Origin of the sequence: Buttiauxella selenatireducens, assembly GCF_031432975.1 — a bacterium.
GTDB classification, from domain to species: domain Bacteria; phylum Pseudomonadota; class Gammaproteobacteria; order Enterobacterales; family Enterobacteriaceae; genus Buttiauxella; species Buttiauxella selenatireducens.
The window spans coordinates 2,501,612-2,525,841 of record NZ_CP133838.1 but is presented as its reverse complement, the minus strand read 5'-3'; the positions used below and the strand labels follow the sequence as shown (position 1 = coordinate 2,525,841).

The window sequence follows — 24,230 nt, the reverse complement described above, 5'->3', positions numbered from 1 at the left end:
GATGAAAAACAACGAAAAAAACGATAAAGCAGCTGGCTCAGACCGTGTGGATACGCGCATCTGGCCGCCTATCTTGCGCGGAATAATCGTCATTGTTCTGGGCGTTGGTGGCTTCTTGTTTTGGGCGGTACAGGCACCTTTGGATGCCGGTGTTGTGGCTGACGGCACGGTGACAGTTTCGAGTAACCGTAAAACGATTCAACACCTGAGCGGTGGTCGGGTAACCGATATTTTTATTAAAGAAGGAGACGTCGTCAAAAAGGATCAGGTATTAGTTCGCCTGGACAAAATGCAGCTCGACATGCGGTACAGCGCATTAAATGCACAATATATTTCAGCAAAAAGCATTGAAGATCGTTTGCTGGCGGAAAGAGACGGCCTGGATACTATTGCTTTCGATAATACCCTGACCGAGAAATTTGCCGATAATAAGCGTTTGGCCGAAGTGCGAAACCTGCAAGCCAAATTATTTGATACCCGCAAAAAAACGATCGAGGATGAATTATCCATGATTCAGGAAACACTCGATGGCCTTTTGGGGCAAACTGAAAATCTAAACAGAATAAAGGGTTATCGGGATCACCAGTTCAACCTGATCACCAGAGAATTAAGCGCAATAAGAGCGCTCAGTGAAAAAAACTACTACCCCAAAGCACAATTACTGGTGCTGGAACGTGAAGCCGCGGAAATATCCGGCAGTGTATCAGAGGATATTCTGAATATTGCCAAACTAAAATCACAACAAAATGAATTGAAAATCAAAGCGTATCAGGTGCGCCACCAATATTTGCGGGAAGTGGAATCCGAGTTAACGGAAAAACAAAAAGAAGTCGCCATGCTGGAAGATGAACTGGTTTCGACACGTCACGAACTGGATAACACGGAAATTCGCTCGCCGATTGACGGTATCGTGCTGGATGTCAAAGTCAGTACGGTGGGCGGTGTCATTCAGCCAGGCGAGCATTTAATGGATATTATTGCCGCCAGACAACCCTTGCAAATCGATGCCAAAATACCGGTACACGCTATTGATAAACTGGTGCCGGGGTTAACGGTTGATGTGCTATTCCCTGCCCTCAATCACGCTTTATTACCGTCGGTGCCTGCCCGTGTCTTAACCATCTCCGCCGACCGCTTAATTGATGAAGTCACACAACAACCCTATTACCTTGCCGAGGTACAAGTTTCCGCCGAAGGCGTGCATTTACTGGGAGACTACAAGATTAAAGCTGGCATGCCAGCAAGTGTGACGATAAAAACCGGCGAGCGGACATTCTTAAGCTACCTGTTCAAACCGCTGATCGCACGCCTGGAACTGGCGTTTAAAGAGTACTGATAGGGATCAGCCTTGAATGTAGTTATTGTATGGGAATATTCCTGATTTTTGTTTTTTTACAAATAATCACTATCCACTTACAATTTGTATGTGTAATAGTTGATCAGCACTTTTTGCTAAAAGCATTTAAAAGGGATTTTATGTCTAATATCAGAGAATTAAGTTTAGATGAGATCGCTTTAGTTAGTGGTGATAATGTCTCCGATCGTGCCGTTGTAAATAATAATTCTACAAACAATGGATATAGAGAGAAAGCTAATGGTTTTCAGCCGAATTATGCGACTGATGCGACTGATGCGACTGATGCGACTGTCCAAGGCGTGTAAACCTGATACCAAAAGTAATGCGCTCAATTCCGTTAATTTTGACCGGTATATATTATGAATGTGGGTAAGCATCTGAGCACTACGATAGCAGTGATTTTGTCTATTTTTATAGCTTATAATTCCGTAACTATGCTAAATCACTTAGAGGCATGTACAGTCATCCAAATTGCAGTGAAAATATTCACTATATCTAGTGTTATATATACTTGTGGGAAATTAATTCCACCTGCTGTTTCTAGAATTCTGTTAACAATAACTAAATTGGTTAGTTAGTAGCTAAAGGCCAGTCAGGTAATAAATATTATTCATTTGTGGCTAAAGGAATGGTTTAACCCTTGTTAGCAGTAGTGGTGTAGAGGGTGCGGCCAGTAAAAGATAAATAACTATCCGGCGGAAGATGCAATGGCATTAGTAAAATTTATTACTGTGATACTCGGTGTTCTGATTGGTGCATCATTGCTAAGTGGTTCTTCCGTCGCATTTTTAACATGGTATTCTTTGCCTGCTGGATTTTCAAAATTCATCTTGATTGTTTTCACATTTCATTCATCCATTACTATCTTGATGAAGATGCTTCCCTATATATTAAAAGTGATTTCTCCTAAAAGGAAATTGTAAGTGAGTAATGACTCGGCGTTATTGCCTTCTGATAAAATATCGTGTTGCTTTTAGCCCGAGCGCTGTACAAGAATCCTGGTTTTCTGTTGCTTGATGAAGCGACAAGTCATCTGGATGTGGAAAGCGAAATCATCATCAGCCAGACCCTGCGTCAAACGGGAATACCCGTTCTTCTTATCGCCCACAGGCCAGAGACTCTCGCTTCTGCTGATCGGGTTCTGATCATGGAAAATGGACGTCTTCATTTGAAGGAGAATTGAAGACAAATAACAAACCAGGCCATTCTGGGTAGCGGGTTTGATTGACTTAAATTTAAATCATAAGAGAATAATTCTTTTAGCCGCGCCCTGAAAAAACTGGAGTCTATCATCAGCAGCCCTCGCAGCGTTTCCCGTGTTCTTAAATCGAAAAAGTTAGGCACCCTTGTTGCCGCTGTTTTGTTACTCGCCAGTTGTTCATCCAAACCGCCGAAATCGCTGGTAACTCCGTTGCCGTCTGTGACGCCTCCTGCTCATGGGAAAACGGATCAAACGCGTGAACCGATGCGGGGTGTCTGGCTTGCGACCGTGTCGCGCCTCGACTGGCCACCGGTCTCTTCTGCTGATATCAGTGACCCTGATGTTCGCATACGCGTGCAACAAAAGGCGCTCACCGACAAACTTGATAAGCTGAAGAGCCTTGGTATTAACACCGTTTTCTTCCAGGTTAAACCGGACGGTACGGCTCTTTGGTCATCAAAAATTTTGCCGTGGTCTGATGTATTTACGGGGAATATTGGTGAGAACCCTGGCTACGACCCGCTGCAATTTATGATTGAAGAAGCGCATAAACGTGGCATTAAGGTCCACGCCTGGTTTAACCCTTACCGAGTTTCCACCAACACGACATCGTCAACCGTTGCCAGACTCAACCGCACGTTGTCTGCGAATCCGTCGAGTGTTTATGTCCTGCATCGCGACTGGATCCGTACGGCGGGCGACCGTTTCGTCGTCGACCCTGGTATTCCTGAAGCGCGTGACTGGATAACCAGCATCGTGGCTGAGGTGGTCAAAGGTTATGATATTGACGGCGTACAGTTTGATGATTATTTCTACACCGAGTCCCCCGGCTCTGCGCTAAACGACAGCCAGACCTTTAAACAATATGGGCAGGCATTTAACGCAAAAGCGGACTGGCGACGCCACAATACTCAGCAATTAATAGAACAGGTTTCTCGCACGATTAAGCAGTTGAAACCAGGCGTTGAATTCGGTGTTAGCCCTGCCGGTGTATGGCGCAATCGCTCATTCGACCCGGCGGGTTCTGATACGCGAGGAGCTGCGGCATACGATGAATCATTCGCTGATACCCGTCAGTGGGTGCAACAAGGCCTGCTGGATTATATCGCCCCGCAATTGTACTGGCCGTTCGCCCGTGACGCTGCCCGTTACGATGTATTGGCAAAATGGTGGTCAGAGGTGGTGAAACCTACCCATACGCGCCTCTATATTGGCGTTGCGCTGTATAAGGTCGGTGAGCGTTCGAAGGTCGAGCCAGACTGGGTGATCAACGGCGGCGTACCGGAGCTGAAAAAACAGCTTGATATGAACGAATCAATGCCACACATCGACGGCACTATTTTGTTCAGGGAAGACTATCTCAATCAACCGCAGACGCGTGAAGCCGTCAGCTACCTTAAAAGCCGTTGGGGCAGCTAAGGCGAGTCAAAAAATAACCCCGGATTGCTCCGGGGTTTTTAATTAATAACGCACACAAATTGATTTTAATTCCGTGTAGGCATCCAGCCAGTCTGGGCCAAAGTCTCGGCCAGAACCCGATTGTTTCATGCCACCAAAAGGCATATTGGCATCAATAAGCGTATGGCTGTTTACCCAAACCGTGCCCGCCTGAATGCGCGATGAATAACTCATTGCCGCCTGCAAGTTATTCGTCCACAGGCTGGCCGTTAAACCATATTCGGTATCATTCGCCAGGCGCAGCGCTTCTTCCGCATCGTTAACCCGAACCAGATTCACCACTGGACCGAACACTTCCTCATGATTCAAGCGCAATTCCGCCGCAGGATTGACCACAAGTGTAGGCGTGACGTAGTAACCCTCGCCTTTCGGCGCAGCATTTCCGCTGATAATCTCAGCATGATTGCGCTTAGCGTCATCCAGATAACTGGCCACTTTTTGCTGATGCGTTTTAGACACCAACGGATTTATGTGCGTGGTCATATCCATGCCCGCACCGACGGACAGCGATTTCACCGCTTGCTCAAACCCACTCACCAGGGTGTCAAACAGCGGAGATTCAATGTAGATGCGTGAACTGGCCGCGCAAACTTGTCCCTGATTCAGGAAACTCCCGGCCATTAACCCTTCAATCACCATCGCCGGGTCGGCATCTTTGAGCACGATGGCCGGATTTTTGCCGCCCAATTCCAGCGTAACGTGAGTTAAACGATCCGCCGCCGCACGTGCAATACCTTTGCCCGTCGCGGTAGAACCGGTGAAACTCACTTTTGCGATCAGCGGATGTTGTGAAAGCGCGCGCCCGCAGACTGCACCGCTCCCCGTCACGACGTTAAAGACGCCATCGGGTACACCGGCTTCGCTGGCTAATTCCGCAACACGCAGAAGGGTCAGCGGTGTGGTTTCCGACGGCTTGACCACAATCGAACAGCCTGCGGCGAGTGCCGGCATCACTTTCCACATCCCAATCAGCAACGGGAAGTTCCACGGCACAATGCCTGCAACCACGCCGACCGGCTCTTTTCTCGTCCATGCCTGGTAGCGAGCGCCTTCAGGCATCGGAATCGACACATCTAACGTGCGCCCACTGATTTTGGTTGTAAGCCCTGCGGTGTAACGCATCCAGTTAAGCGCACAGCCCACTTCGAAGGCACGGGAAATATTGATGGACTTGCCCTGCTCGAGAGTTTCAAGCTGCGCCAGCTCCTCAGCGTGTTGCTCAACCAGGTCAGCAAATTTCAGCAAGATTCGTTCACGGGCGGCAGGCAGCATATTGGCCCACACACCGCTGGTGAATGCACGCCAGGCCGAGGTCACGGCTTTATCGACATCCGCTTCGTTGGCATCAGCGCTGGTTGCGATTTGTTGCCCGTCCGCTGGGTTATAGACACTCAGGCGTGATGAAGAACCAGAAGACTGCCAGTTTCCGTCAATATACAGCCCATGATTGCGTGCCAGGAAAGATTGAACCGACTCGAGAACAGCAACAGTATTAGCAGACATAGTTTCTCCTTATTATCGTCATGGCGAGAAGCCCTGCCTGAAGTCTAGGGTCTGGCGGCATAAATGGTTTTCATCTGCCTGACAATTACTTTGTTCCCTGTGACAGCCCACACAATTGGCGACAAAGCTCGCCGTTTTATCGCCCAATTTATCTATAGTGAATTCCTATACCAGACGCGAAGACCTTCTCTCGTATCGCGCAAGCTGTAACAATGAATTAACACGTGGCACCGTGGGTGCATTTGGTGAGGTGAACAATGGCTGAATCGGCAAGTAACGAGCGTTTTGATAATTGGCTCGAGCATATCAACCGCGCCTGCGGCCCTTTCTCCGGGCAACTTTTAGATGGCGGATTCCACGGATCTTTGCAGGAGTATCACGCCAATGCCATGAAACTGAGTGTGGTAGAAACCGCGCATTCGCGCCTGTTCCGCTCTCAATATGAAGTCGCCCGCAGCAACGACGCCTGGTTTTACACCGTGTTTCAGCTTGATGGCGAGGCGGTTCTGGAACAAGGCAACAATCAGGCCGTCTTGCACGGCGGTGATATCACCCTTATCGACGCTTCCCGCCCGTGTAGCATTATGTATACCCAGCCCACGAAACAAATCTCGCTGCTGGTTCCGCGTCACTTAATTGAACAAAACCGGCGTTCGGGCGATCTGCCTTGTGCGCAACGGCTGAGTGCCGACATGCCGGTGGTGAAAATGAGCCAGCGCCTGCTCCATGAAAGTATGAAAAACCCCACTCTGAATATCTGTGAAAGCGAAGCCGCACTGGAGGCGATTATCTGCCTGCTCCGTCCGATGTTGCAGATGCGCGATGCCCCGCACTCCAGGCGTGATAAACAACTTGAGCGCGTAATGGGGCTGATTGATAGCCATATTCAGTCAGAAGATCTGCGCCCGGAATGGATTGCCAGTGAAGCAGGAATGTCTGTGCGCAGCCTGTACCGTATGTTCGCCGATAAAGGCCTTGTGGTAGCGCAATACATTAAAAACCGCCGCCTGGATTTATGTGCACAAGCGCTGCGCACCGCGAGCGCTACCGAGAAACTGGCAGGTATTGGCTATAACTGGGGATTCACCGATCACAGTCACTTTTCGACCGCATTTAAGCTTCGTTTCGGCGTATCACCTGGGGAGTACCGTAAGCGCTGGCAATAGGGTTTTGCAGGGTGGATAAGCGACAACACCGCCCTGCATTTTCTTCGGTTCTTGCCAGGCGCTACGATTTTGGCTGATAAACGCTGCCCATCGTTTTTTCATGGCGATTGGCTTCAACTTCACGCAACGGTTCAACCTGATGCATCGTTTGCTGGCAGCGAATCACCAGTTCCTGATACTCACGCGTGCCCTTCTTCTTCCACTCAATTTCATCCGCACGTAACTCACGCACGAATTTTGCCGGGCTGCCCAGGATCATCTGATTGGCGCCAAATTCAGCTCTCGCTTTAACGAACGCCGTGGCGCCAACAATACTGTTTTCGCCAATTTGTGCGCCATCAAGGATGACCGCATTCATGCCAATCAACACATTTTTGCCAATCAAACAGCCGTGCAGGATCGCACCATGCCCGATGTGCCCGTCCTCTTCAACAATGGTGTCCTGCTCCGGGAAACCGTGCATCACGCAATTATCCTGAACGTTAGCGCCATCTTTAACGATGATGCGCCCAAAGTCGCCGCGTAAGCTGGCATTGGGCCCGATATATACCCGATGGCCAATAATCACATCGCCAATCAATACGGCTGTGGGATGCACATAACTGTCTTCCGGTACCACGGGCGTAAGCCCATCGATTTGATATACAGGCATAATCTTCCCTTACGGATTCACGTTGATACCAGCAAAACGCTGGAAATAACCGCTTCCCGGCTGCGGCAAGTCGCCAACCGAGGTTTCGCCATGTTCACTAACGAACTGCAGCGCGCCGGGGGCAACACGTTGATAAATGTTGATGCACAGTTGGCGGGCGCTTTGCCCCTGCCAGTGCGGCGGCAGCAATTCGTCCGGCAGCAGTGGGTCTTTTAACACTACGCGACGATAGAAATGGATCAGCAGAAGTTGGATCTGGAAACAGCGCAGTGGAGTCAGTTCGCTCTCGTCCGCTTCACGCAGCAACGGCAATAACGGGCGAAACGAGTTAATAAACTCGCCGTAGCGTTCATTTTTATCGGTGAGTAACCAGCACTCTTCGACTCGCGCTTTGAGCGCGGTTTCCGAGGCCTGAAGGGGGGAGCTGGCTTCAAAACAGATGACGTTATCTGCAACACCGGCTTCATGCAGCAAGCTCTGTACATCGGCAAGATTTTGCGACGGTGAGGCCATCAGGCTCGGCGCAAGCGTGCCAAATCCCTGCCAGATAAGCTGTTTTTTTACCTGTTGCAGGGTGTTTTTCTCAAGCCCTTCAGAAAGTAACAGCAACCACTTGCCATCCCATTCAGGTTGGCCAGCACGGTAGATTTTTGCTTCAGCACGGCGGGTCATACGCTGGCCCATCTCGGTCAGGCGATAAAAGCTACGCCGCCCGACGCGTTCCACGTCAAGCCAGCCTTCTTTGTTGAGTCTGAATAACGAAGTGCGCACGAAACGTTCGCCGAAACCGAGTGACTCCAGCATGGTCGCAAGGCTTCCAAGCCAGATTTCCCCACCGCGATGAGCCAGAGCATCACCGTACAAAGAGACAATCAGCGATGTTCCGCTAATGGGAACGGCACTGACCGCCTGCTGAATAAACTGTTCCAGTTTGTTGCTCATAAATAGCCGAAAGTTCCGTTTAAACCGTCAATACCTAAAACATAGCACAACAAAGATAATAAAAATCATGCCATTACAAATATGATTCACAATTTTGATATTTAATTAATACATGCATTGTTTATTGATTGCGCCGAACCACAGCGCCGCAGAACGCCACAACTCATCAGTCAAAATGTTGCATTTTGCGAGGTGCTTCCACGTTGTTTACCTCGTGTGTTGTACAGCCATTTTTTCCCCTTCATTCTTCGATTGCATAAAAAACAAACCAATATTATGATTGGGTCATAAGTAAGGATTTTGCTCGATGGAAAGAGAAGATTTTGGCTTGCAGTGGTTACTGGAACTTCATGGTGTCGTTGTTCATATGGACGATGGGTTTTGGTGGAAAGCTGAAGCCTGGCGCGTTCCACTTTCGGTCCTTTGTCCGCACGGTATTCGTTATTCGTTAACCTTACATAATAAGTACAACACGCGTATTTTTGGTTATGACAATGCACATGGCATCAGAGCGGCTAGCAATGGGAAGTTTGGCAGTCGAATCGTCCGGGATCACGTTCACCTGACATCGTCTGATAAAGGACATTTCTATGAATTTTCCTCAGCGTCACAACTGCTGGAAGATTTTTTTAAACACAGTGATGAGATCATCAAATCAAGGAGAAAGCGATGAAGGCAAGAATTGGTATCATGCAGAATGAACTTATCCAAAAACATATGCTTGCTATCGTGTCCGGGAAGTATCAACGGGCACCGGATGAACCTAAAATTTGGTTCACATCCCTCAACGCGTTGGGCCAAATCCTCAACCCTGAAAACATCGCACTCTTGCGACTCATAGCCGAACATCAACCTGAAACAATCACTGAACTGGCGGCTTTGTCGAATCGTCAACTCAGTAATTTGTCAGTCACTTTGCAGACGCTAAACGGGTACGGATTTGTTGATCTGATTAAAACGGGTCGCAAAGTCACACCTAAAGCGCTGTTTACCGATTTTGAAATTATCGTCGACAGCGCCATGGAAGCCCGAATTCTCGCCTCGTAAACACGCCCCCGCAGGGGCGTGAAAGTTACTGATTAGCCGCCTGGCGTAAATCGCAAACGCGAATCGCTTTTCCTTCCGAGCGCGGCAGGCTACCGCAGTTCACAATGCTGATATCCGTAGAAATACCGACCATGGACTTAATACGATGGCGCAACTGATGGCAGACAGAACAACGCTGTTCCTGACTCAGATGCAAACTGCTCTCTTTCAGCTCCACCTTAACGGAAAGCGTGTCGAGATGGCCGTCGCGATGCACTTCCAACTGATAATGCGGCGCAAGGTGTTCAAACTTCACAATCTCTTCTTCGAGCTGCGACGGGAACACATTCACACCACGGATGATCAGCATATCGTCTGAACGTCCGGTAATGCGGTCCATGCGACGCATTGTGCGCGCGGTGCCTGGCAGTAAGCGGGTCAGGTCGCGTGTCCGGTAACGAATCACCGGCAGCGCTTCTTTGGTTAGCGTGGTAAACAGCAATTCGCCCTGCTCGCCATCTTCCAGCGGTGTACCGCTAATCGGGTCGACGATTTCAGGATAGAAGTGATCCTCCCAAATGGTCGGGCCGTCGGTGGTTTCCAGACACTCCATCGCCACACCCGGTCCCATCACTTCAGACAAACCGTAAATATCCAGTGCGGTGATCCCCAGGCGACGTTCGATTTCACGGCGCATGGCGTGTGTCCACGGTTCGGCACCAAACACCCCAACACGCAGCGAACAATCCCGCGCATCCCCGCCCATCTGGCGTTCCAGCTCTTCAATCAGATTCAGGCACCAGGATGGCGTCACCATAATCATATCAGGGCGGAAATCACGAATAAGCTGAGCCTGTTTCTCTGTTTGCCCGCCTGACATTGGGATAACCGTCGCCCCAAGGCGCTCAGCACCATAGTGCGCCCCAAGGCCGCCGGTAAATAAGCCGTAACCATAAGCCACATGAATTTTGTCTTTTGGCGTACCGCCGGCAGCACGCAAAGAACGGGCAACGATGTCGGCCCAGGTATCAATGTCTTTTTGCGTATAACCGACAACCGTTGGTTTACCGGTGGTGCCAGATGACGCGTGGATACGTACGACCTGCTCCATCGGCACAGCAAAGGTGTCAAACGGGTAGTTATCGCGCAAATCCTGTTTTGTGGTGCACGGAAAGAGCCGAATATCTTTCAGCTCTTTGAAATCATCAGGATGCACACCTACCGCGTCAAATTTACGTTTGTACATCGGCACGTTGTTGTAGGCGTGGTTAAGCGTCCATTTCATACGCTGCGTTTGTAAGGCCTGCAGCTCATCAAGCGACGCGGTTTCAATCGGTTCCAGCTTAGTTGTTGTGTTTATCATTATAGGGTACTCGCAGGGTTGATTAGCTCACACGCTCAAGGATCAGGGCAATGCCCTGGCCAACACCGATACACATCGTACACAGGGCGAAACGTCCCTTGCGACGATGCAGTTCGTGGCTGGCGGCTAGCGCCAGTCGGGCTCCACTCATGCCCAATGGATGGCCTAATGCAATCGCGCCGCCGTTGGGATTAACATGTGAGGCGTCGTCAGGCAGCCCCAATTGTCGTAACACTCCCAGCGCCTGCGCGGCAAAGGCCTCATTGAGTTCGATGACATCCATATCGTTGATAGAAAGTCCGGCCAGTTCCAACACCTTACGGGTGGCAGGTACCGGTCCAAGTCCCATCAAGCGCGGTTCGACACCCGCGGTTGCCATCGCCACAATGCGGGTTCGTGGCGTTAAACCGTGACGGTGGGCAGCAGCTTCGCTTGCAATAATCAGCGCTGCGGCACCATCGTTTACGCCAGAAGCATTGCCTGCGGTGATCACCCCGTTTTTGCGGAACGGTGCTTTCAATCCATTAAGTTGTTGCAAAGTTGTTTCAGGACGAGGATGTTCATCTTCGCGAACTTCCGTCACCGCCCCTTTCTTACCCTTCAATACCACCGGTACGATTTCCTGCGCCAGCACACCATTTTTACGTGCTTGCTCTGCACGTTGTTGGCTACGCCACGCGAACGCATCTTGATCGTCACGGGTTATGCTTAACAACTCAGCTACATTCTCTGCCGTTTCCGGCATGCTGTCAGTACCAAAGTGTTCAGCCATGAGCGGGTTCACAAAACGCCAGCCGATAGTGGTATCGAACATCTCTGCCTGCCGCTGGAATGGGGTCGTTGCCTTGCCCATCACGAACGGTGCGCGTGACATTGACTCCACGCCACCGGCAATGATTAACCCGGCATCACTGGCTTTGATTGCCCGCGCAGCCATACCTAACGCATCTAGACCCGAGCCGCAGAGGCGGTTAATCGTGGTGCCAGAAATTGTCTGCGGCAGACCCGCTAACAATGTCGCCATGCGTGCAACGTTACGGTTATCTTCCCCCGCCTGATTTGCACAGCCGAGGAGAACATCGTCCACCGCGTTCCAGTCAAGATTCGGGTAACGCGCCATCAACTCTTTAAGCGGGATGGCGGCCAGATCATCGGCACGTACGGAGGAAAGTGCTCCGCCGTAACGACCAATGGGCGTTCTTACACCGTCACAGATAAATGCGTCGTTCATAGTTTGGCTCCAGAAACAGTTGTGCCGATGCGATGCGAACGCCCGCGGAACAGGGCTATCGTTTTCTCGTGCTGATTAAGAATTTCAATGTCATAGACGCCGGTTAAACGCCCCTGCGTGCGCACCTGAGCAATCGCGGTAAGTGTGTCGCCCGCAAGCCCAGGCCGGACAAAATCGATGCTGCAACCGGATGCTACGGCTGCCAACCCCTGGCTGTTGCAGGCATAGGCAAACGCGGTGTCAGCAAGCGTAAACAGTTGCCCGCCGTGGCAGGTCTGGTGGCCGTTGAGCATGGATTCCGTAATGGTCATCGTCAGGCGTGCAAAACCTTCACCCATCTCCTGGATTTCAATACCCATCTGCTGCGCACAGTTATCGCGGGCGTACATTTCCCGGGCGTTGGCCCATGCATTAATGCTCATGTTGAGTCTCCAGCAGTGCACGTTGACGCAGCAGCGATGTCGGGCGATAGCGCTCCTCGCCGTAATGTTGTTGCAGGTTTTCCAGCAGACGCAGCACGTTCTGCCAGCCAAGTTCTGCCCCCCACGCCAGCGGGCCGTGTGGATAATTCACTCCCAGACGCATGGCGGTATCAATGTCTTGTTCGCAGGCCACCCCTTTTTGCAGCGCGTCCGACGCTTCATTGGCCAACATTGCCACGGTGCGCCACACCAACATGCCAGGGTAATCGCTCAGCATCAGTACCTGTTTGCCCTGCTGCTGGAAGAAACGAACCACTTTGGCGGTTTGTTCCGGCGTATTACCTGCTGCCGCCGCTAGTACAACCAGCGGAGAGCGCTGCCAGTCATTTACCAAATCCAGCAATACCACTGGGCGTTGCAGGCGTTTTGCCAGTTGAGTCGCCGTTTCACCTTGTGTGACTTGTACCCAAACGTCATCGAGTTCCAGAGATGAATCAGTGACACTGTCACAAGAATCCGTATTATTGAGCCATGCTGCGCGACCGTGGCGTTGAATGTGCCCGGCTTGCGCACTGACGGGCTGTACCGCCTGATAGGGCAAGGATTCATTGAGCGGCCAGCTAAACACACCCTGCCCGGTTTTCTTGCCCAGACGTTTACCCAGCACCAGTTCTTGTTGAATCAGTGACGGTAAAAAACGTCGCTCCTGCCAGAAGCCGTTGAACACCGAACACGTCACGGCAAAGTTAACGTCCTGACCAATCAAATCTGTTAGCGCAAGCGGCCCCATTGGGAAGCCGCCGCAGTCGCGCAGTGCCGCATCAATCACGCCAGCGGGTGCAATCTGTTCTTCCAGTGCCCGCCACGCTTCAGCATAAAAAGGACGCGCGACGCGGTTGACAATAAATCCCGGCGTGGAGTGGCAACGCACGGGCTGTTTCCCCCAACGGAGCGCAAGTTCAGTCAGGCTTTCCAGCACGGCGGGCGAGGTTTCCAGCCCGCTCACCACTTCCACCAGTTTCATTACCGGAGCCGGATTAAAGAAATGCAGCCCAGCAACGCGCTGCGGGTGTTCAACGCCGCTGGCAATCGCGGTAATGGAAATTGATGAGGTGTTACTGGCGAACGTCGTGTCGGGCGAGCACACCGCTGCAAGCTCACGGAAAATCGCCTGTTTGATATCGATTTGCTCAGCAGCCGCTTCAATCACCAGTGCCGCATCAGCCAGTTCACTAATACTCTGTGCCGCCAGTAAACGGTTAACGGTGGCATTTTTGTCGGTTTCTGAAAGCTTGCCCTTTGTCACCCGAGCGCTGAGTGTTGTGGCGATACCATCGATGGCACGCGCCGCGGCGCCTGGCTGGATATCATAAATCCTGACCTGATGCCCCGCCTGAGCAGCAACCTGAGCAATTCCTGCCCCCATGGTTCCGCTGCCAATCACGGCGATAACTGAATGTGGAGTCAGCATCATCATTTCCCCTTAAACACCGGAGGGCGTTTTGTCAGGAATGCCGACACCCCTTCGCGATAATCTTCGCTGCGTCCCGCCAGGCGTTGGTAATCACGCTCCAGGTCGAGTTGTTCATTGAGCGTATTGGTTTCCGAGGCATAGAGCGCCTGCTTCACCAGCCCCAGGCCAAACGTCGGCTGGCTGGCAAAGTGCGTGGCGAGCTGTCGGGCGGTGTCGTTTAATGACTCGTCATCAACGACTTGCCAGATCATGCCCCAGTCGAGAGCCTGCTGCGCGCTGAGTTTATCGCCCATCAATGCCAGTCCCATGGCGCGCGCCCGTCCGGCCAGACGCGGCAGGTACCAGGTGCCACCACAGTCAGGAACCAAACCCAATTTACTGAAAGACATAATAAAATTCGCTGAGCGTGCTGCGATAACCATGTCGCATCCCAACGCAAGGGTTGCACCGGCACCGGCGGCAACACCGTTAACCGCGGCGATCACCGGTTTTGGCAGTTTTGCCAGGCGCTTAACCAGCGGGTTATAGAAATTTTCCACCGACGCGCCTAAGTCCGGCGCAGCACCCGTCGGGTCGACGTTACGGTCGTTTAAGTCCTGTCCTGCACAAAATGCGCGCCCTGCGCCCGTGATCAGCAGGCAGCGGATGGAGTCGTCACGCTCGGCCTGGGTCAAAACCTCAGCCAGTTGGCGGTGCATTTCATCGTTAAAACTGTTCAGGCGTTCAGGGCGATTAAGCGTCAGCGTCATCACGCCGTGTTGCACATCGCTAAGAATGAAATTCATGGTTATCGTCCTTTAAACGCAGCGGGTCGTTTTTCCAGGAATGCGGCGATGCCTTCCTGCCGGTCTTCGGTCGCAGCCAATAGCGTGAAAAGCTGACGCTCTTGCTGCAAACCCTGTGTAAGTGAAATCTCGTGTGCCTGGCGCAGCGCCATTTTTGCTGCCTGCAACGCCAACGGCGCATGTTGCGCGATACGTGCCGCCAGTTTCTGGCTGTATTCCAGCGTTAACGCAGCCGGAGTGACCTCCGCAACCAGCCCCGCCTGCTGCGCCTGTGTTGCGTTAATCGCTTCACCGGTCAACACCATGCGGTAAGCCAGGGCTTTCCCGACGCAACGAATCAGACGCTGCGTCCCGCCAGCGCCTGGCATAATGCCCAGCGTGATTTCCGGCAATCCGAAACTGGCGTTATCCCCGGCCAGCACGATGTCGCAAAGCATGGCCAGCTCGCAGCCAGCCCCTAACGCATAACCGTTGACGGCTGCCAGCAAAGGCTTAGGGAATCGTTCAATGCGCGCCCAAAGCTGTGGGCGCGGGTCGTTTAAGGTCGCGGGCATATCACGGCTGGCCATCTCTTTGAGATCGGCTCCGGCGGCGAAAAACCGTGCATTACCGGTGATAACCACTGCGCCAACGCTGTCGTCGTGTTGTGCTTTCTCAAGTGCCTGTGCAAGTTGCTCCAGCAGCGCGTTGTTCAAGGCATTGCGGGCTTCCGGGCGGTTTAGCGTCAGCGTCAGCACTCGCTGTTTTTGGCTGCTTAACAGTTCGTTCATCACAACCCCTGCGCGTCAAAGTCGATCACGACGTTGTCGCCTTTTGGCAGTGCCTGGCAACTCAGGATGTAACCCGCCGCCAGTTGATCCGGCTCGAGGCTGTAATTGACGCCCATCTCCACTTCACCGCTCACCACTTTGCAGCGGCAAGTAGCGCACACGCCGCCTTTACAGGCGTAGGGCAGATCCGCGCCCTGGCGCAAGGCTGCGTCGAGGATGCTTTCGTCGTGGGAGTCGAGCGTAATTTTGCGGTCGCGCCCGTCCTGGCGCAGCGTCACCACTTTTCCGGCGGCCTGCTCGCGGCTTTTACGGCTCGGAGCGGTGCCGGGCGTGTTGAAGTGTTCGATGAAAATGTTTTGTTGGGCGACACCCATTTCCAGCAGCGCGGCTTCGGTTTCCAGCATCATGCTCTGTGGCCCACAAATGAAGGTCCGATCAAAGCCTTTTACATTTAGCAGATGGTCACCCAGCGCCTTGATTTTCGCGCCGTCAAGACGTCCGCTGAGCAGTTCGCTTTCCTGTACTTCCTGGCTAAACAGGTAAATAAGTTGCAGGCGCTGCGGGTAGCGGTCTTTCAGATCGGCAAGTGCGGTGCGGAACATCATGCTGCGGCTGCTACGGTTGCCGTAAACCAGTGTCACGCGGCTATTGGGTTCGGTAGCCAGTGTCGCGCTGACGATGGCGAGCATTGGCGTGATGCCAGAGCCGACCGCCAGTGCTAAATAGTTGCCGGTGGTTTCCGGTTGCGGTTGGTAACCAAATGTCCCCTGCGGGATCATCACGTCCATCGCCACGCCCGCCACCAGGTCGGTGACGGCGTATTGCGAAAAGCGTCCGCCTTCAATGGCTTTCACCGCCACGCAAATCTCACCCGGCTGTTCGGCGCGACAAATGGAGTAACAACGGCGCAGTTCTTCACCGCCCAGACGCGTTTTCAGAGTCAAATGCTGGCCGGGTTTGAACGCATAATGTGTCTGCAAATCCGCAGGCACTTCAAACGTGATGGCAACCGCTTCAGGAGTTTCCTGCTCAATGCGCGCCACTTTTAGCGAATGGAACGTCGTCATGGCAACCTCAAATACATTTAAAGTAATCAAAGGGTTCACGGCAGCTATCGCAGCGATACAACGCTTTGCAGGCCGTGGAACCGAATTCGCTAATCAGCGAGGTGTGTAAACTGCCGCAGCGCGGGCAACTGACGTCCACGGCGGCTGATGTGGCGTGGCAAGCGTGTCCTTGTGGCGGGCTGATGCCGTATTCACGCAAACGTGTTTTGGCCGCAGGCGTCATCCAGTCGGTGGTCCACGCCGGGTGCAGCATCTGCTCGATATGCACCGGATGCAGCTCAGCCTGATCCATCGCTTCGCGAATCGCCTTAAGCAGAAACTCGGTAGCCGGGCAGCCTGAATAGGTTGGCGTGAAACCAATGTGCCAACCGTCATCACGATGATGAACACTGCGCACCATGCCAAGGTCGGTGATGGTCAGCACCGGGATTTCCGGGTCGCTGATTTGCCCGAGAATGCGCCATACCTCGCGAACTTGTGCCGGTTCAACCACATCGAGAGTTTGCATCTTTACCTCACTACCACTGCTGATTAGGGTAAGCGCGTTGCAGATACTGCATTTCCGCCAGTAACGGGCCGAGATGCTCGGTGTGCAGCCCCTGCTTTCCGCCCGTGCGATATTGCGCTTCCTGTGGTTTGACGAGTGTGGCCTCCAGCAGAGCGCCGAAGACTTCCGCCTCCCACGTCGCACGCAGCGTGCGTGGGTCGACGGCGATACCTTGCTGCGCCAGGCTAATTTCCAGCTCGTCGGCCACAAACATTTCGCCGCTAAAACGCCACAGTTTGTTCAGTGAGTGCTGCATTTTTTGCTGAGAGAATTCCGTACCGTTGCCTAAGCGCACCAACCAGCCACGGCTGAATCGCAGGTGATAACGCACTTCTTTAATCGCTTTCGCGGCAATGGCGGCAAGCTGGGTATCGCGGCTCTGCGCCAGGCGCTCAAACAGCGCCACATGCCAGGCATCCAGCAGATACTGGCGCATCAATGTGTCGGCAAAGTCGCCGTTCGGTTGTTCGGCCAGTAAAACATTGCAGTACTGACGTTCGTCGCGACCAAATGCCAGTTTGTCTTCATCAAGCGCTTCGCCCTGAAGTTCAGCGGCATAGGTCAGGAAATTGCGCGCCTGGCCGAGTAAATCCAGACCGATGTTGGCTAACGCCAGATCAATCTCTAACTCCGGCGCGTGTCCGCACCAGCCCGTTAAGCGTTGAGCCAGCACCAGACAGGTATCGCCGATGCGCAAGGTGTAGGTGGTTAATGGGGAATAAGTCATTTCGCGCCTCACATGTGCTCGATGCCATCAGGGATGGTGTAAAACGTGGGGTGGCGATAAATTTTGCTTTCCGCAGGATCAAAAAACGCACCACGCTCTTCGGGTTGTGACGCGACGATCTCACTCGCCTTTACTACCCAGATTGAACAGCCTTCAGAACGGCGGGTGTAGGCATCGCGGGCGTTTTCCAGTGCCATTTGTTCATCAGCGGCGTGCAAGCTGCCAACGTGACGATGCGACAAGCCCTGTTTGCTTCGGATAAAGACTTCATATAACGGCCAGTGAACATTGCTCATAAAATTCTCCTTCAGGCGACAGTGCGGGCGTGTTGTTTTTCGGCGTAAGCAAGGCCGGCTTCTCGTACCCACGTACCCTCTTCCCAGGCTTTGCGTTTGGCGGCCAGCCGCTCTTCGTTGCACAGCCCGCGTCCTGCAATCACTTCATTAAATTCGTGCCAGTCAATTTCACTGAACTCGTAATGTCCGGTGGCGTCGTTCCAGTGCAGACCTTCGTCCGGCACCGTCATGCCGAGCATTTCGACTTGCGGTACGGTGTTGTCCACAAAGCGCTGGCGCAGTTCGTCATTGCCAAAACGTTTGATTTTCCAGGCAAGGCTCTGGGCGCTGTTTGGCGAGTTGTCATCGTTCGGGCCAAACATCATCAACGCAGGCCACCAGAAACGGTTGATGGCGTCTTGCAACATCTGGCGCTGCTCTTCGCTGCCTTCAGCCAGTACGGTGCAGGCTTCAAAACCCTGGCGTTGATGGAAGCTCTCTTCTTTGCAAATTTTCACCATCGCACGGGCATACGGGCCGTAGGAGGTGCGGCACAGCGCGACCTGATTAACGATCGCCGCGCCATCAACCAGCCAGCCGATCACGCCAATATCGGCCCAGTTCAGCGTGGGATAATTGAAAATGGAGGAGTATTTCATCTTGCCGTCGAGCATCTTCTGGTAGATGTCTTCACGTGCGCAGCCCAGCGTCTCCGCCGCGCTATACAGATAAAGCCCATGCCCGGCTTCGTCTTGCACCTTCGCTAACAAAATAGCTTTGCGCTTCAGGCTTGGGGCGCGGGTCAGCCAGTTGCCTTCCGGCAGCATGCCAACGATCTCGGAATGGGCGTGTTGCCCAATCTGGCGGATCAGGGTTTTGCGGTATTCATCAGGCATCCAGTCCTGCGGTTCGATAGCAATTTCCTGTGCGATTCGCTCATCAAAGCGGTGTTGTTCAGTCACGTCATCACCTTTTATGATTCAAAATAGATTCGATAATTGCGTTTATGCGAATCACTTGATGATTAAAAGTTACAGATAAGTTAATCAAAACGCCAAAATTAACACATACGCTTTGTGAGCATTATCACGATAAATTTTAAATAACTCTTATTATTCATATATATGAGCAAATATCGAAAAACACGCGCAATCACATTGTTAATATATTATTAAATTACATCTTGATTTTTATGATTCGCAAATCAACCATTGAGGCAATTAAACGTAATGCTTAACGGGGTGTGAGATGCAACAGTTAACAAGCTATCTGTCTGGTCAGTGGGTGATGGGTCACGGCAAAGAACGCACGATAAATCATGCAATTAGCGGCGAAGCGTTGTACCAGGTGACCAGCGAAGGGCTGGATATGGCGCAGGCGCGCCGTTACGCCATCGACAACGGCGGCACCGCATTACGCTCAATGACCTTTGTTCAACGCGCCGCAATGCTCAAAGCAGTCGCAAAACATCTGCTGGCAAACAAAGAGTCGTTTTACGCGATTTCATATCAGACCGGTGCAACGCGCGCGGATAGCTGGGTGGATATCGAGGGCGGTATCGGCACCCTATTCGCCTACGCGGGCATGGGAAACCGTGAGCTACCCGATGATGTGTTATGGCCAGAAGACGAAATGATCCCGCTGTCTAAACAAGGTGGATTTGCCGCCCGCCATGTGCTGACGTCGAAATCCGGCGTGGCGCTGCACATCAACGCGTTTAACTTCCCTTGCTGGGGAATGCTGGAAAAACTGGCGCCAACGTGGCTTGCAGGCATGCCTGCCATCATTAAGCCCGGCACCGCCAGCGCCCAATTGACTCAGGCAATGGTGAAGTCGATTGTTGATTCAGGGCTGGTGCCAGACGGCGCAATCAGTCTGATTTGTGGTGGCGTTGCTAACCTGTTTGATTTGCTCGACGAGCAGGATGTGGTGACGTTCACCGGTTCTACAAACACCGGCCAGAAGTTACGTTGTCACCCTAATGTTGTTGCCCGCTCAGTGCCCTTTACCATGGAAGCGGACTCCCTGAACTGTTGTGTGCTGGGGGAAGATGTCACGCCAGAACAGCCGGAATTTGCGCTGTTTATCCGTGAAGTGGTGCGTGAAATGACGGCAAAAGCCGGGCAAAAATGTACCGCTATTCGCCGCATCATCGTTCCACAGGCGCAACTGGAAAACGTAACGCAAGCGTTGCAGGCAAAACTTGCCAAAATCCAGCCCGGCGACCCGGCCCAGGAAGGCGTGAAGATGGGGGCGCTGGTCAGTCTTGAGCAGCGTGATGATGTCCAGAGCAAAGTCCAGCAGCTGATTAACGCGGGGTGCAAAGTGGTGGTCGGCGGTGAAGCAGACACTTCTCGCGCTGGCGCATTCTTCCCACCGACGCTGTTGTTGTGTCTCCAGCCGGATGAAACGCCTGCGGTTCATGAACTGGAAGCTTTCGGCCCGGTTGCCACCGTGATGCCTTATCTCAATGCGGAACACGCAATGTCACTTGCCCGTGCAGGCCAGGGGAGTCTTGCGGGAACGCTGGTGACGGCGAATGGCGATATTGCGCGCCAGTTTATTCTGGGTGCTGCCCGTGCGCATGGGCGTATTCAGGTACTCAATCAGGAATCTTCCGTGGAATCTACCGGCCACGGTTCGCCACTGCCGATGTTGGTACACGGTGGCCCTGGGCGTGCGGGTGGCGGTGAGGAGCTGGGTGGCTTGCGTGCGGTGAAACATTACCTGCAACGTACGGCGATTCAGGGCAGCCCATCCATGCTGGCGGCGGTGAGCAAGCAATGGAGCTACGGTGCGGCAGTTAAAGAAGATGCCATCCATCCGTTCCGTAAACACTTTGAAGATTTGCAGGTTGGTGAGAGCTTGCTGACGGCTCGTCGCACCATTACCGAAGCCGATATTGTCAATTTTGCCAACCTCAGTGGTGACCATTTCTACGCCCACGTTGACAAAATCGGCGCGGCAGAATCGTTCTTTGGCGAGCGTGTGGCCCACGGTTACTTTGTGGTTTCTGCCGCAGCAGGCCTGTTTGTTGACCCAGGTGTGGGGCCTGTTATTGCCAACTACGGAATGGAGAACCTGCGCTTTATCGAACCGGTAAAAATCGGCGATACCCTGCAAGTCCGTCTGACCTGCAAGCGCAAAACGGCCAAATCGCAGAAAACGGCGGAAGATAAACCGGTCGGCGTCGTGGAATGGGCGGTGGACGTGCTGAACCAGGAAAAGCAGTCTGTTGCGTTGTATTCCATTTTGACGCTGGTTGCACGTAAGAATGGGGATTTTGACGCTTAATATTCCCCTCACCCCAACCCTCTCCCAAAGGAGAGAGAGTTTTAACTAATCCCAACCCTCTCCCAAAGGAGAGAGAGTTTTAACTAATCCCAACCCTCTCTCAAAGGAGAGGGAGTTTTAACTAATTTGGCAAAGCCAACAAAGAAGTTGGCAAGCAGCACAATATATCTGGTCGCAGAAGTTGTTATGTTGAATTCATGCCCTTTTATAAACACACAACAATAAAACACATCAGCCAAGAGTGAGAATTTCATGAATTTAACTACCGGAAAGAAAGCCCTGGCTTTAGCAATCGCACTCCTGACCTCTTCAGGCGCCCTTGCCCACGGCGGCGAGGCACATATGGTGCCGATGGAAAAAACACTGACGGAGTTTGGTGCAGATATTCAGTGGGATGACTATGCACAGATGTTCACCATCGTTAAAGACGGCGCATTTGTGAAAGTTAAACCCAATGCCAAATCAGCGATGGTGAATGGCAAAACATTGCAGCTACAAGTGCCGATTATCTTTAAAAATAAGAAAGCGTATATTTCAGAAACCTTTATTAACGAGGTCTTCCAGTCTGGTCTGGATCAAACTTTCGCCGTCGAGAAAAAACCACATCCGCTTAATTCATTGACCGCCGATGAAATATCAAAAGCGGTGTCAATTGTCCAGGCAGCGCCTGAATTTAAAAGCGGGACCCGCTTTACCGAAATATCGCTGCACGAGCCGCCAAAAGATCAGGTCTGGCAGTTTGTCATGAGCGGCGCGGCAGTGACCGCTCCTCGTCAGGCGGATGTGATTATGCTCGACGGGATCCATATCGTTGAAGGTGTGGTGGATTTAGACGCCGGGAAAGTCGTGTCGTGGACACCGATTGAAGGTGCGCACGGCATGGTTCTGATTGACGATTTCGTCAGCGTGCAGACCATTATCAACGGCAGTAAAGAGTACGCTGAAGCGCTGAAGAAACATGGCATCGACGACCCAACAAAAGTCATTACTACCCCGCTCACAGTCGGTTTCTTTGATGGCAAAGATGGCCTGGAACAGAACCAGCGCCTGCTTAAAGTTGTGAGTTATCTGGATACGGGTGATGGCAACTACTGGGCGCATCCGATTGAAAACCTTGTCGCCGTAGTCGATCTTGAGCAGAAAAAAATCATCAAGATTGAAGAAGGCCAGGTGATCCCGGTCCCGATGAATCCGCGTCCGTTTGATGGCCGCGACCGCACGGCGCCAACCATTAAACCGCTAGAAATCATTGAACCTGAAGGCAAAAACTACACCATCACCGGCGATACCATTCACTGGCAGAACTGGGATTTCCACCTGCGTCTGAACTCGCGTGTTGGGCCGATTCTTTCGACCGTGACCTTCAACGATAACGGCAACAAACGTAAAGTGATGTACGAAGGGTCGCTGGGCGGCATGATCGTCCCTTACGGCGACCCAGACGTTGGCTGGTATTTCAAAGCGTATCTGGATGCGGGTGATTACGGCATGGGTACGCTGACATCCCCTATTGCACGTGGCAAAGATGCACCAGGCAATGCGGTATTGCTGGATGAAACTATCGCTGATTACACCGGCAAACCGACCACTATCCCGCACGCCGTCGCCATTTTTGAACGCTACGCCGGGCCTGAATATAAACATCAGGAAATGGGCCAACCGAATATCAGTACCGAACGCCGCGAACTGGTCGTGCGTTGGATCAGTACCGTGGGCAACTACGATTACATCTTTGACTGGGTATTCCACCAGAACGGCACTATCGGCATCGATGCAGGCGCAACCGGCATTGAAGCGGTGAAAGGCGTGAAAGCCAAAACCATGCACGATGAAACCGCCAAAGACGATACTAAATACGGCACGCTTATCGACCACAATATCGTTGGCACCACACACCAACACATCTACAACTTCCGCCTGGATATGGATGTGGATGGTGAGAACAACAAACTGGTCGCACTCGACCCGGAAGTGAAACCGAACACCGCTGGCGGCCCGCGCACCAGTACCATGCAAATCAATCAGCATGACATTACGACTGAGCAGGATGCCGCGCAGAAGTTTGACCCAGGCACGATTCGTTTACTGAGCAACACCAGTAAAGAGAACAAAATGGGCAACCCGGTTTCTTACCAAATCATCCCGTATGCAGGCGGCACGCATCCGGTGGCAACCGGCGCGAAGTTCGCCCCAGACGAGTGGATTTATCACCGCCTGAGCTTTATGGATAAACAGTTGTGGGTGACGCGTTACAACCCTGATGAACGTTACCCGGAAGGCAAATACCCGAACCGTTCGGCACACGACACCGGGCTTGGTCTGTACAGCAAGGATAATCAGTCACTGGATAACCAGGATGACGTGGTTTGGATGACCACCGGTACCACCCACGTTGCTCGCGCTGAAGAGTGGCCAATCATGCCAACAGAATGGGTCCACACGCTGCTGAAACCGTGGAACTTCTTTGATGAAACGCCCACGCTGAATCTGGCAGGGAAAAAAGAGCAGAAGTAAGACGCAGTAGATGACCAGAGGGGGGATTAGCGTAAGCGACATCCCCCTTTTTTCCCCTTAAGCTCTATAAATAGTGCACCGCAAGCCAAATCGTAGGCCCCTTCGCATCCGTCCACTCAACACGGTGACGGCACTTCGCGGGAATATTGACGAAATCGCCAGGGTAAAGTATTCGCGTCTGCGCTTCTTGCTCAAAACGTAAACCAGCAGAACCTTGCAACACAATGACCCACTCACACTCATCCTGGCAGTACCAGGTGTCAGGGGGTGTGGATTGCCCGGTAGAAATGATTCTTTCAATTTTTATGTTGGGTGCGGTTAACAGTGCTTCAAATGTTTCCGCCTCCTGATGCGCTACCGCATCGGGAAAATGTGTAAACAAATTCTCAATCATTTCGGCACCCTCTTTGAGCACATCACAGCACTAAGCGTAGCGAAGATTCAGTCTTTCCGGGC

General features: G+C 52.4%; 24 protein-coding genes and 1 pseudogene. 9 read left to right on the top strand and 16 right to left on the bottom strand.

Annotation, left to right across the window (positions count from 1 at the left end):
- Position 1: 1 nt before the first annotated feature.
- Positions 2-1,336: an HlyD family type I secretion periplasmic adaptor subunit gene (locus tag RHD99_RS11750; protein WP_374708487.1), complete on the top strand. Its 1,335-nt coding sequence runs from the start codon at positions 2-4 to the stop codon at positions 1,334-1,336.
- Between the two features lie 140 nt (positions 1,337-1,476).
- Entirely contained in the window at positions 1,477-1,662 is a 186-nt protein-coding gene (locus RHD99_RS11745; protein WP_309878964.1) for a hypothetical protein, read from the top strand.
- A 383-nt stretch (positions 1,663-2,045) separates the two neighbouring features.
- Here the strand turns inward: RHD99_RS11745 and RHD99_RS11740 are convergent, their stop codons facing one another.
- Positions 2,046-2,201 carry a hypothetical protein gene (locus tag RHD99_RS11740; RefSeq protein ID WP_309878963.1) on the bottom strand — a complete coding sequence of 52 codons (156 nt, stop codon included), beginning with the start codon at positions 2,199-2,201 and terminating at the stop codon, positions 2,046-2,048.
- Positions 2,202-2,324: 123 nt separating this feature from the next.
- Here RHD99_RS11740 and RHD99_RS11735 point away from each other — a divergent pair.
- Together RHD99_RS11735 and RHD99_RS11730 are read left to right on the top strand one after the other, a co-directional pair.
- Positions 2,325-2,540, top strand: a pseudogene (locus RHD99_RS11735) (P-loop NTPase family protein); the annotation flags it as partial.
- A 228-nt stretch (positions 2,541-2,768) separates the two neighbouring features.
- Entirely contained in the window at positions 2,769-3,977 is a 1,209-nt protein-coding gene (locus RHD99_RS11730; RefSeq protein WP_373925610.1) for a glycoside hydrolase family 10-like protein, read from the top strand.
- Between the two features lie 42 nt (positions 3,978-4,019).
- Here RHD99_RS11730 and RHD99_RS11725 read toward each other — a convergent pair whose 3' ends face one another.
- A complete protein-coding gene (locus RHD99_RS11725; protein WP_309878960.1) occupies positions 4,020-5,519 on the bottom strand; it encodes an aldehyde dehydrogenase family protein in 1,500 nt (499 codons plus the stop codon).
- 257 nt (positions 5,520-5,776) lie between these two features.
- On the opposite strand from RHD99_RS11725, the gene feaR reads away from it, so the two are divergent.
- Positions 5,777-6,685 (top strand): transcriptional regulator FeaR, encoded by a 909-nt coding sequence (gene feaR / locus RHD99_RS11720; protein ID WP_309878958.1) that lies wholly within the window; start codon positions 5,777-5,779, stop codon positions 6,683-6,685.
- A 61-nt stretch (positions 6,686-6,746) separates the two neighbouring features.
- Here the strand turns inward: feaR and paaY are convergent, their stop codons facing one another.
- Together paaY and paaX are read right to left on the bottom strand one after the other, a co-directional pair.
- Positions 6,747-7,337 carry a phenylacetic acid degradation protein PaaY gene (paaY, locus tag RHD99_RS11715; RefSeq protein WP_183269256.1) on the bottom strand — a complete coding sequence of 197 codons (591 nt, stop codon included), beginning with the start codon at positions 7,335-7,337 and terminating at the stop codon, positions 6,747-6,749.
- Between the two features lie 9 nt (positions 7,338-7,346).
- Positions 7,347-8,279, bottom strand: a complete 933-nt coding sequence (gene paaX / locus RHD99_RS11710) for a phenylacetic acid degradation operon negative regulatory protein PaaX (protein WP_183269257.1) — start codon at positions 8,277-8,279, stop codon at positions 7,347-7,349.
- 307 nt (positions 8,280-8,586) lie between these two features.
- On the opposite strand from paaX, the gene RHD99_RS11705 reads away from it, so the two are divergent.
- Together RHD99_RS11705 and RHD99_RS11700 are read left to right on the top strand one after the other, a co-directional pair.
- A complete protein-coding gene (locus tag RHD99_RS11705) occupies positions 8,587-8,952 on the top strand; it encodes a toxin-antitoxin system TumE family protein (protein ID WP_309878956.1) in 366 nt (121 codons plus the stop codon).
- Positions 8,949-9,326, top strand: a complete 378-nt coding sequence (locus tag RHD99_RS11700; RefSeq protein WP_309878955.1) for an HVO_A0114 family putative DNA-binding protein — start codon at positions 8,949-8,951, stop codon at positions 9,324-9,326. Before RHD99_RS11705 ends, RHD99_RS11700 begins: the two co-directional genes overlap by 4 nt.
- 25 nt (positions 9,327-9,351) lie before the next feature.
- Here the strand turns inward: RHD99_RS11700 and paaK are convergent, their stop codons facing one another.
- Genes paaK through paaA form a run of 11 tightly spaced genes read right to left on the bottom strand, consistent with a single transcriptional unit; the run spans position 9,352 to position 18,928 of the window.
- Positions 9,352-10,668: a phenylacetate--CoA ligase PaaK gene (gene paaK, locus RHD99_RS11695; protein ID WP_374708464.1), complete on the bottom strand. Its 1,317-nt coding sequence runs from the start codon at positions 10,666-10,668 to the stop codon at positions 9,352-9,354.
- 22 nt (positions 10,669-10,690) lie between these two features.
- Positions 10,691-11,899, bottom strand: coding sequence for a 3-oxoadipyl-CoA thiolase (gene pcaF, locus RHD99_RS11690; protein WP_309878953.1), 1,209 nt, complete (start codon positions 11,897-11,899; stop codon positions 10,691-10,693).
- On the bottom strand, positions 11,896-12,321 hold the full coding sequence (gene paaI, locus RHD99_RS11685; protein ID WP_309878952.1) for a hydroxyphenylacetyl-CoA thioesterase PaaI: 426 nt from the start codon (positions 12,319-12,321) through the stop codon (positions 11,896-11,898). Before paaI ends, pcaF begins: the two co-directional genes overlap by 4 nt.
- Positions 12,311-13,795 carry a 3-hydroxyacyl-CoA dehydrogenase PaaH gene (gene paaH, locus RHD99_RS11680; protein ID WP_309878951.1) on the bottom strand — a complete coding sequence of 495 codons (1,485 nt, stop codon included), beginning with the start codon at positions 13,793-13,795 and terminating at the stop codon, positions 12,311-12,313. The genes paaI and paaH overlap by 11 nt, the downstream gene beginning before the upstream one ends.
- Positions 13,795-14,580: a 2-(1,2-epoxy-1,2-dihydrophenyl)acetyl-CoA isomerase PaaG gene (gene paaG / locus RHD99_RS11675; protein WP_309878950.1), complete on the bottom strand. Its 786-nt coding sequence runs from the start codon at positions 14,578-14,580 to the stop codon at positions 13,795-13,797. The genes paaH and paaG overlap by 1 nt, the downstream gene beginning before the upstream one ends.
- Positions 14,581-14,582: 2 nt before the next feature.
- Entirely contained in the window at positions 14,583-15,350 is a 768-nt protein-coding gene (gene paaF / locus RHD99_RS11670) for a 2,3-dehydroadipyl-CoA hydratase PaaF (protein WP_309878949.1), read from the bottom strand.
- A complete protein-coding gene (paaE, locus tag RHD99_RS11665) occupies positions 15,350-16,417 on the bottom strand; it encodes a 1,2-phenylacetyl-CoA epoxidase subunit PaaE (protein WP_309878947.1) in 1,068 nt (355 codons plus the stop codon). Before paaE ends, paaF begins: the two co-directional genes overlap by 1 nt.
- 7 nt (positions 16,418-16,424) lie before the next feature.
- Positions 16,425-16,925, bottom strand: coding sequence for a 1,2-phenylacetyl-CoA epoxidase subunit PaaD (gene paaD / locus RHD99_RS11660; RefSeq protein WP_309878946.1), 501 nt, complete (start codon positions 16,923-16,925; stop codon positions 16,425-16,427).
- 10 nt (positions 16,926-16,935) lie between these two features.
- On the bottom strand, positions 16,936-17,691 hold the full coding sequence (gene paaC / locus RHD99_RS11655) for a 1,2-phenylacetyl-CoA epoxidase subunit PaaC (RefSeq protein WP_309878944.1): 756 nt from the start codon (positions 17,689-17,691) through the stop codon (positions 16,936-16,938).
- Positions 17,692-17,699: 8 nt separating this feature from the next.
- Positions 17,700-17,987, bottom strand: coding sequence for a 1,2-phenylacetyl-CoA epoxidase subunit PaaB (gene paaB / locus RHD99_RS11650; protein WP_183269268.1), 288 nt, complete (start codon positions 17,985-17,987; stop codon positions 17,700-17,702).
- Positions 17,988-17,998: 11 nt separating this feature from the next.
- The gene (gene paaA, locus RHD99_RS11645) at positions 17,999-18,928 is read right to left on the bottom strand and encodes a 1,2-phenylacetyl-CoA epoxidase subunit PaaA (protein WP_309878940.1); all 930 of its coding nucleotides are present in this window, start codon (positions 18,926-18,928) and stop codon (positions 17,999-18,001) included.
- Between the two features lie 286 nt (positions 18,929-19,214).
- Here paaA and paaZ point away from each other — a divergent pair, with 286 nt between their 5' ends.
- Together paaZ and tynA are read left to right on the top strand one after the other, a co-directional pair.
- Positions 19,215-21,260, top strand: a complete 2,046-nt coding sequence (paaZ, locus tag RHD99_RS11640; protein WP_309878938.1) for a phenylacetic acid degradation bifunctional protein PaaZ — start codon at positions 19,215-19,217, stop codon at positions 21,258-21,260.
- 252 nt (positions 21,261-21,512) lie between these two features.
- Positions 21,513-23,774, top strand: a complete 2,262-nt coding sequence (gene tynA / locus RHD99_RS11635; protein ID WP_309878937.1) for a primary-amine oxidase — start codon at positions 21,513-21,515, stop codon at positions 23,772-23,774.
- 64 nt (positions 23,775-23,838) lie between these two features.
- Here the strand turns inward: tynA and RHD99_RS11630 are convergent, their stop codons facing one another.
- Positions 23,839-24,168, bottom strand: a complete 330-nt coding sequence (locus RHD99_RS11630; RefSeq protein WP_309878936.1) for a cupin domain-containing protein — start codon at positions 24,166-24,168, stop codon at positions 23,839-23,841.
- Positions 24,169-24,230: the final 62 nt, after the last annotated feature.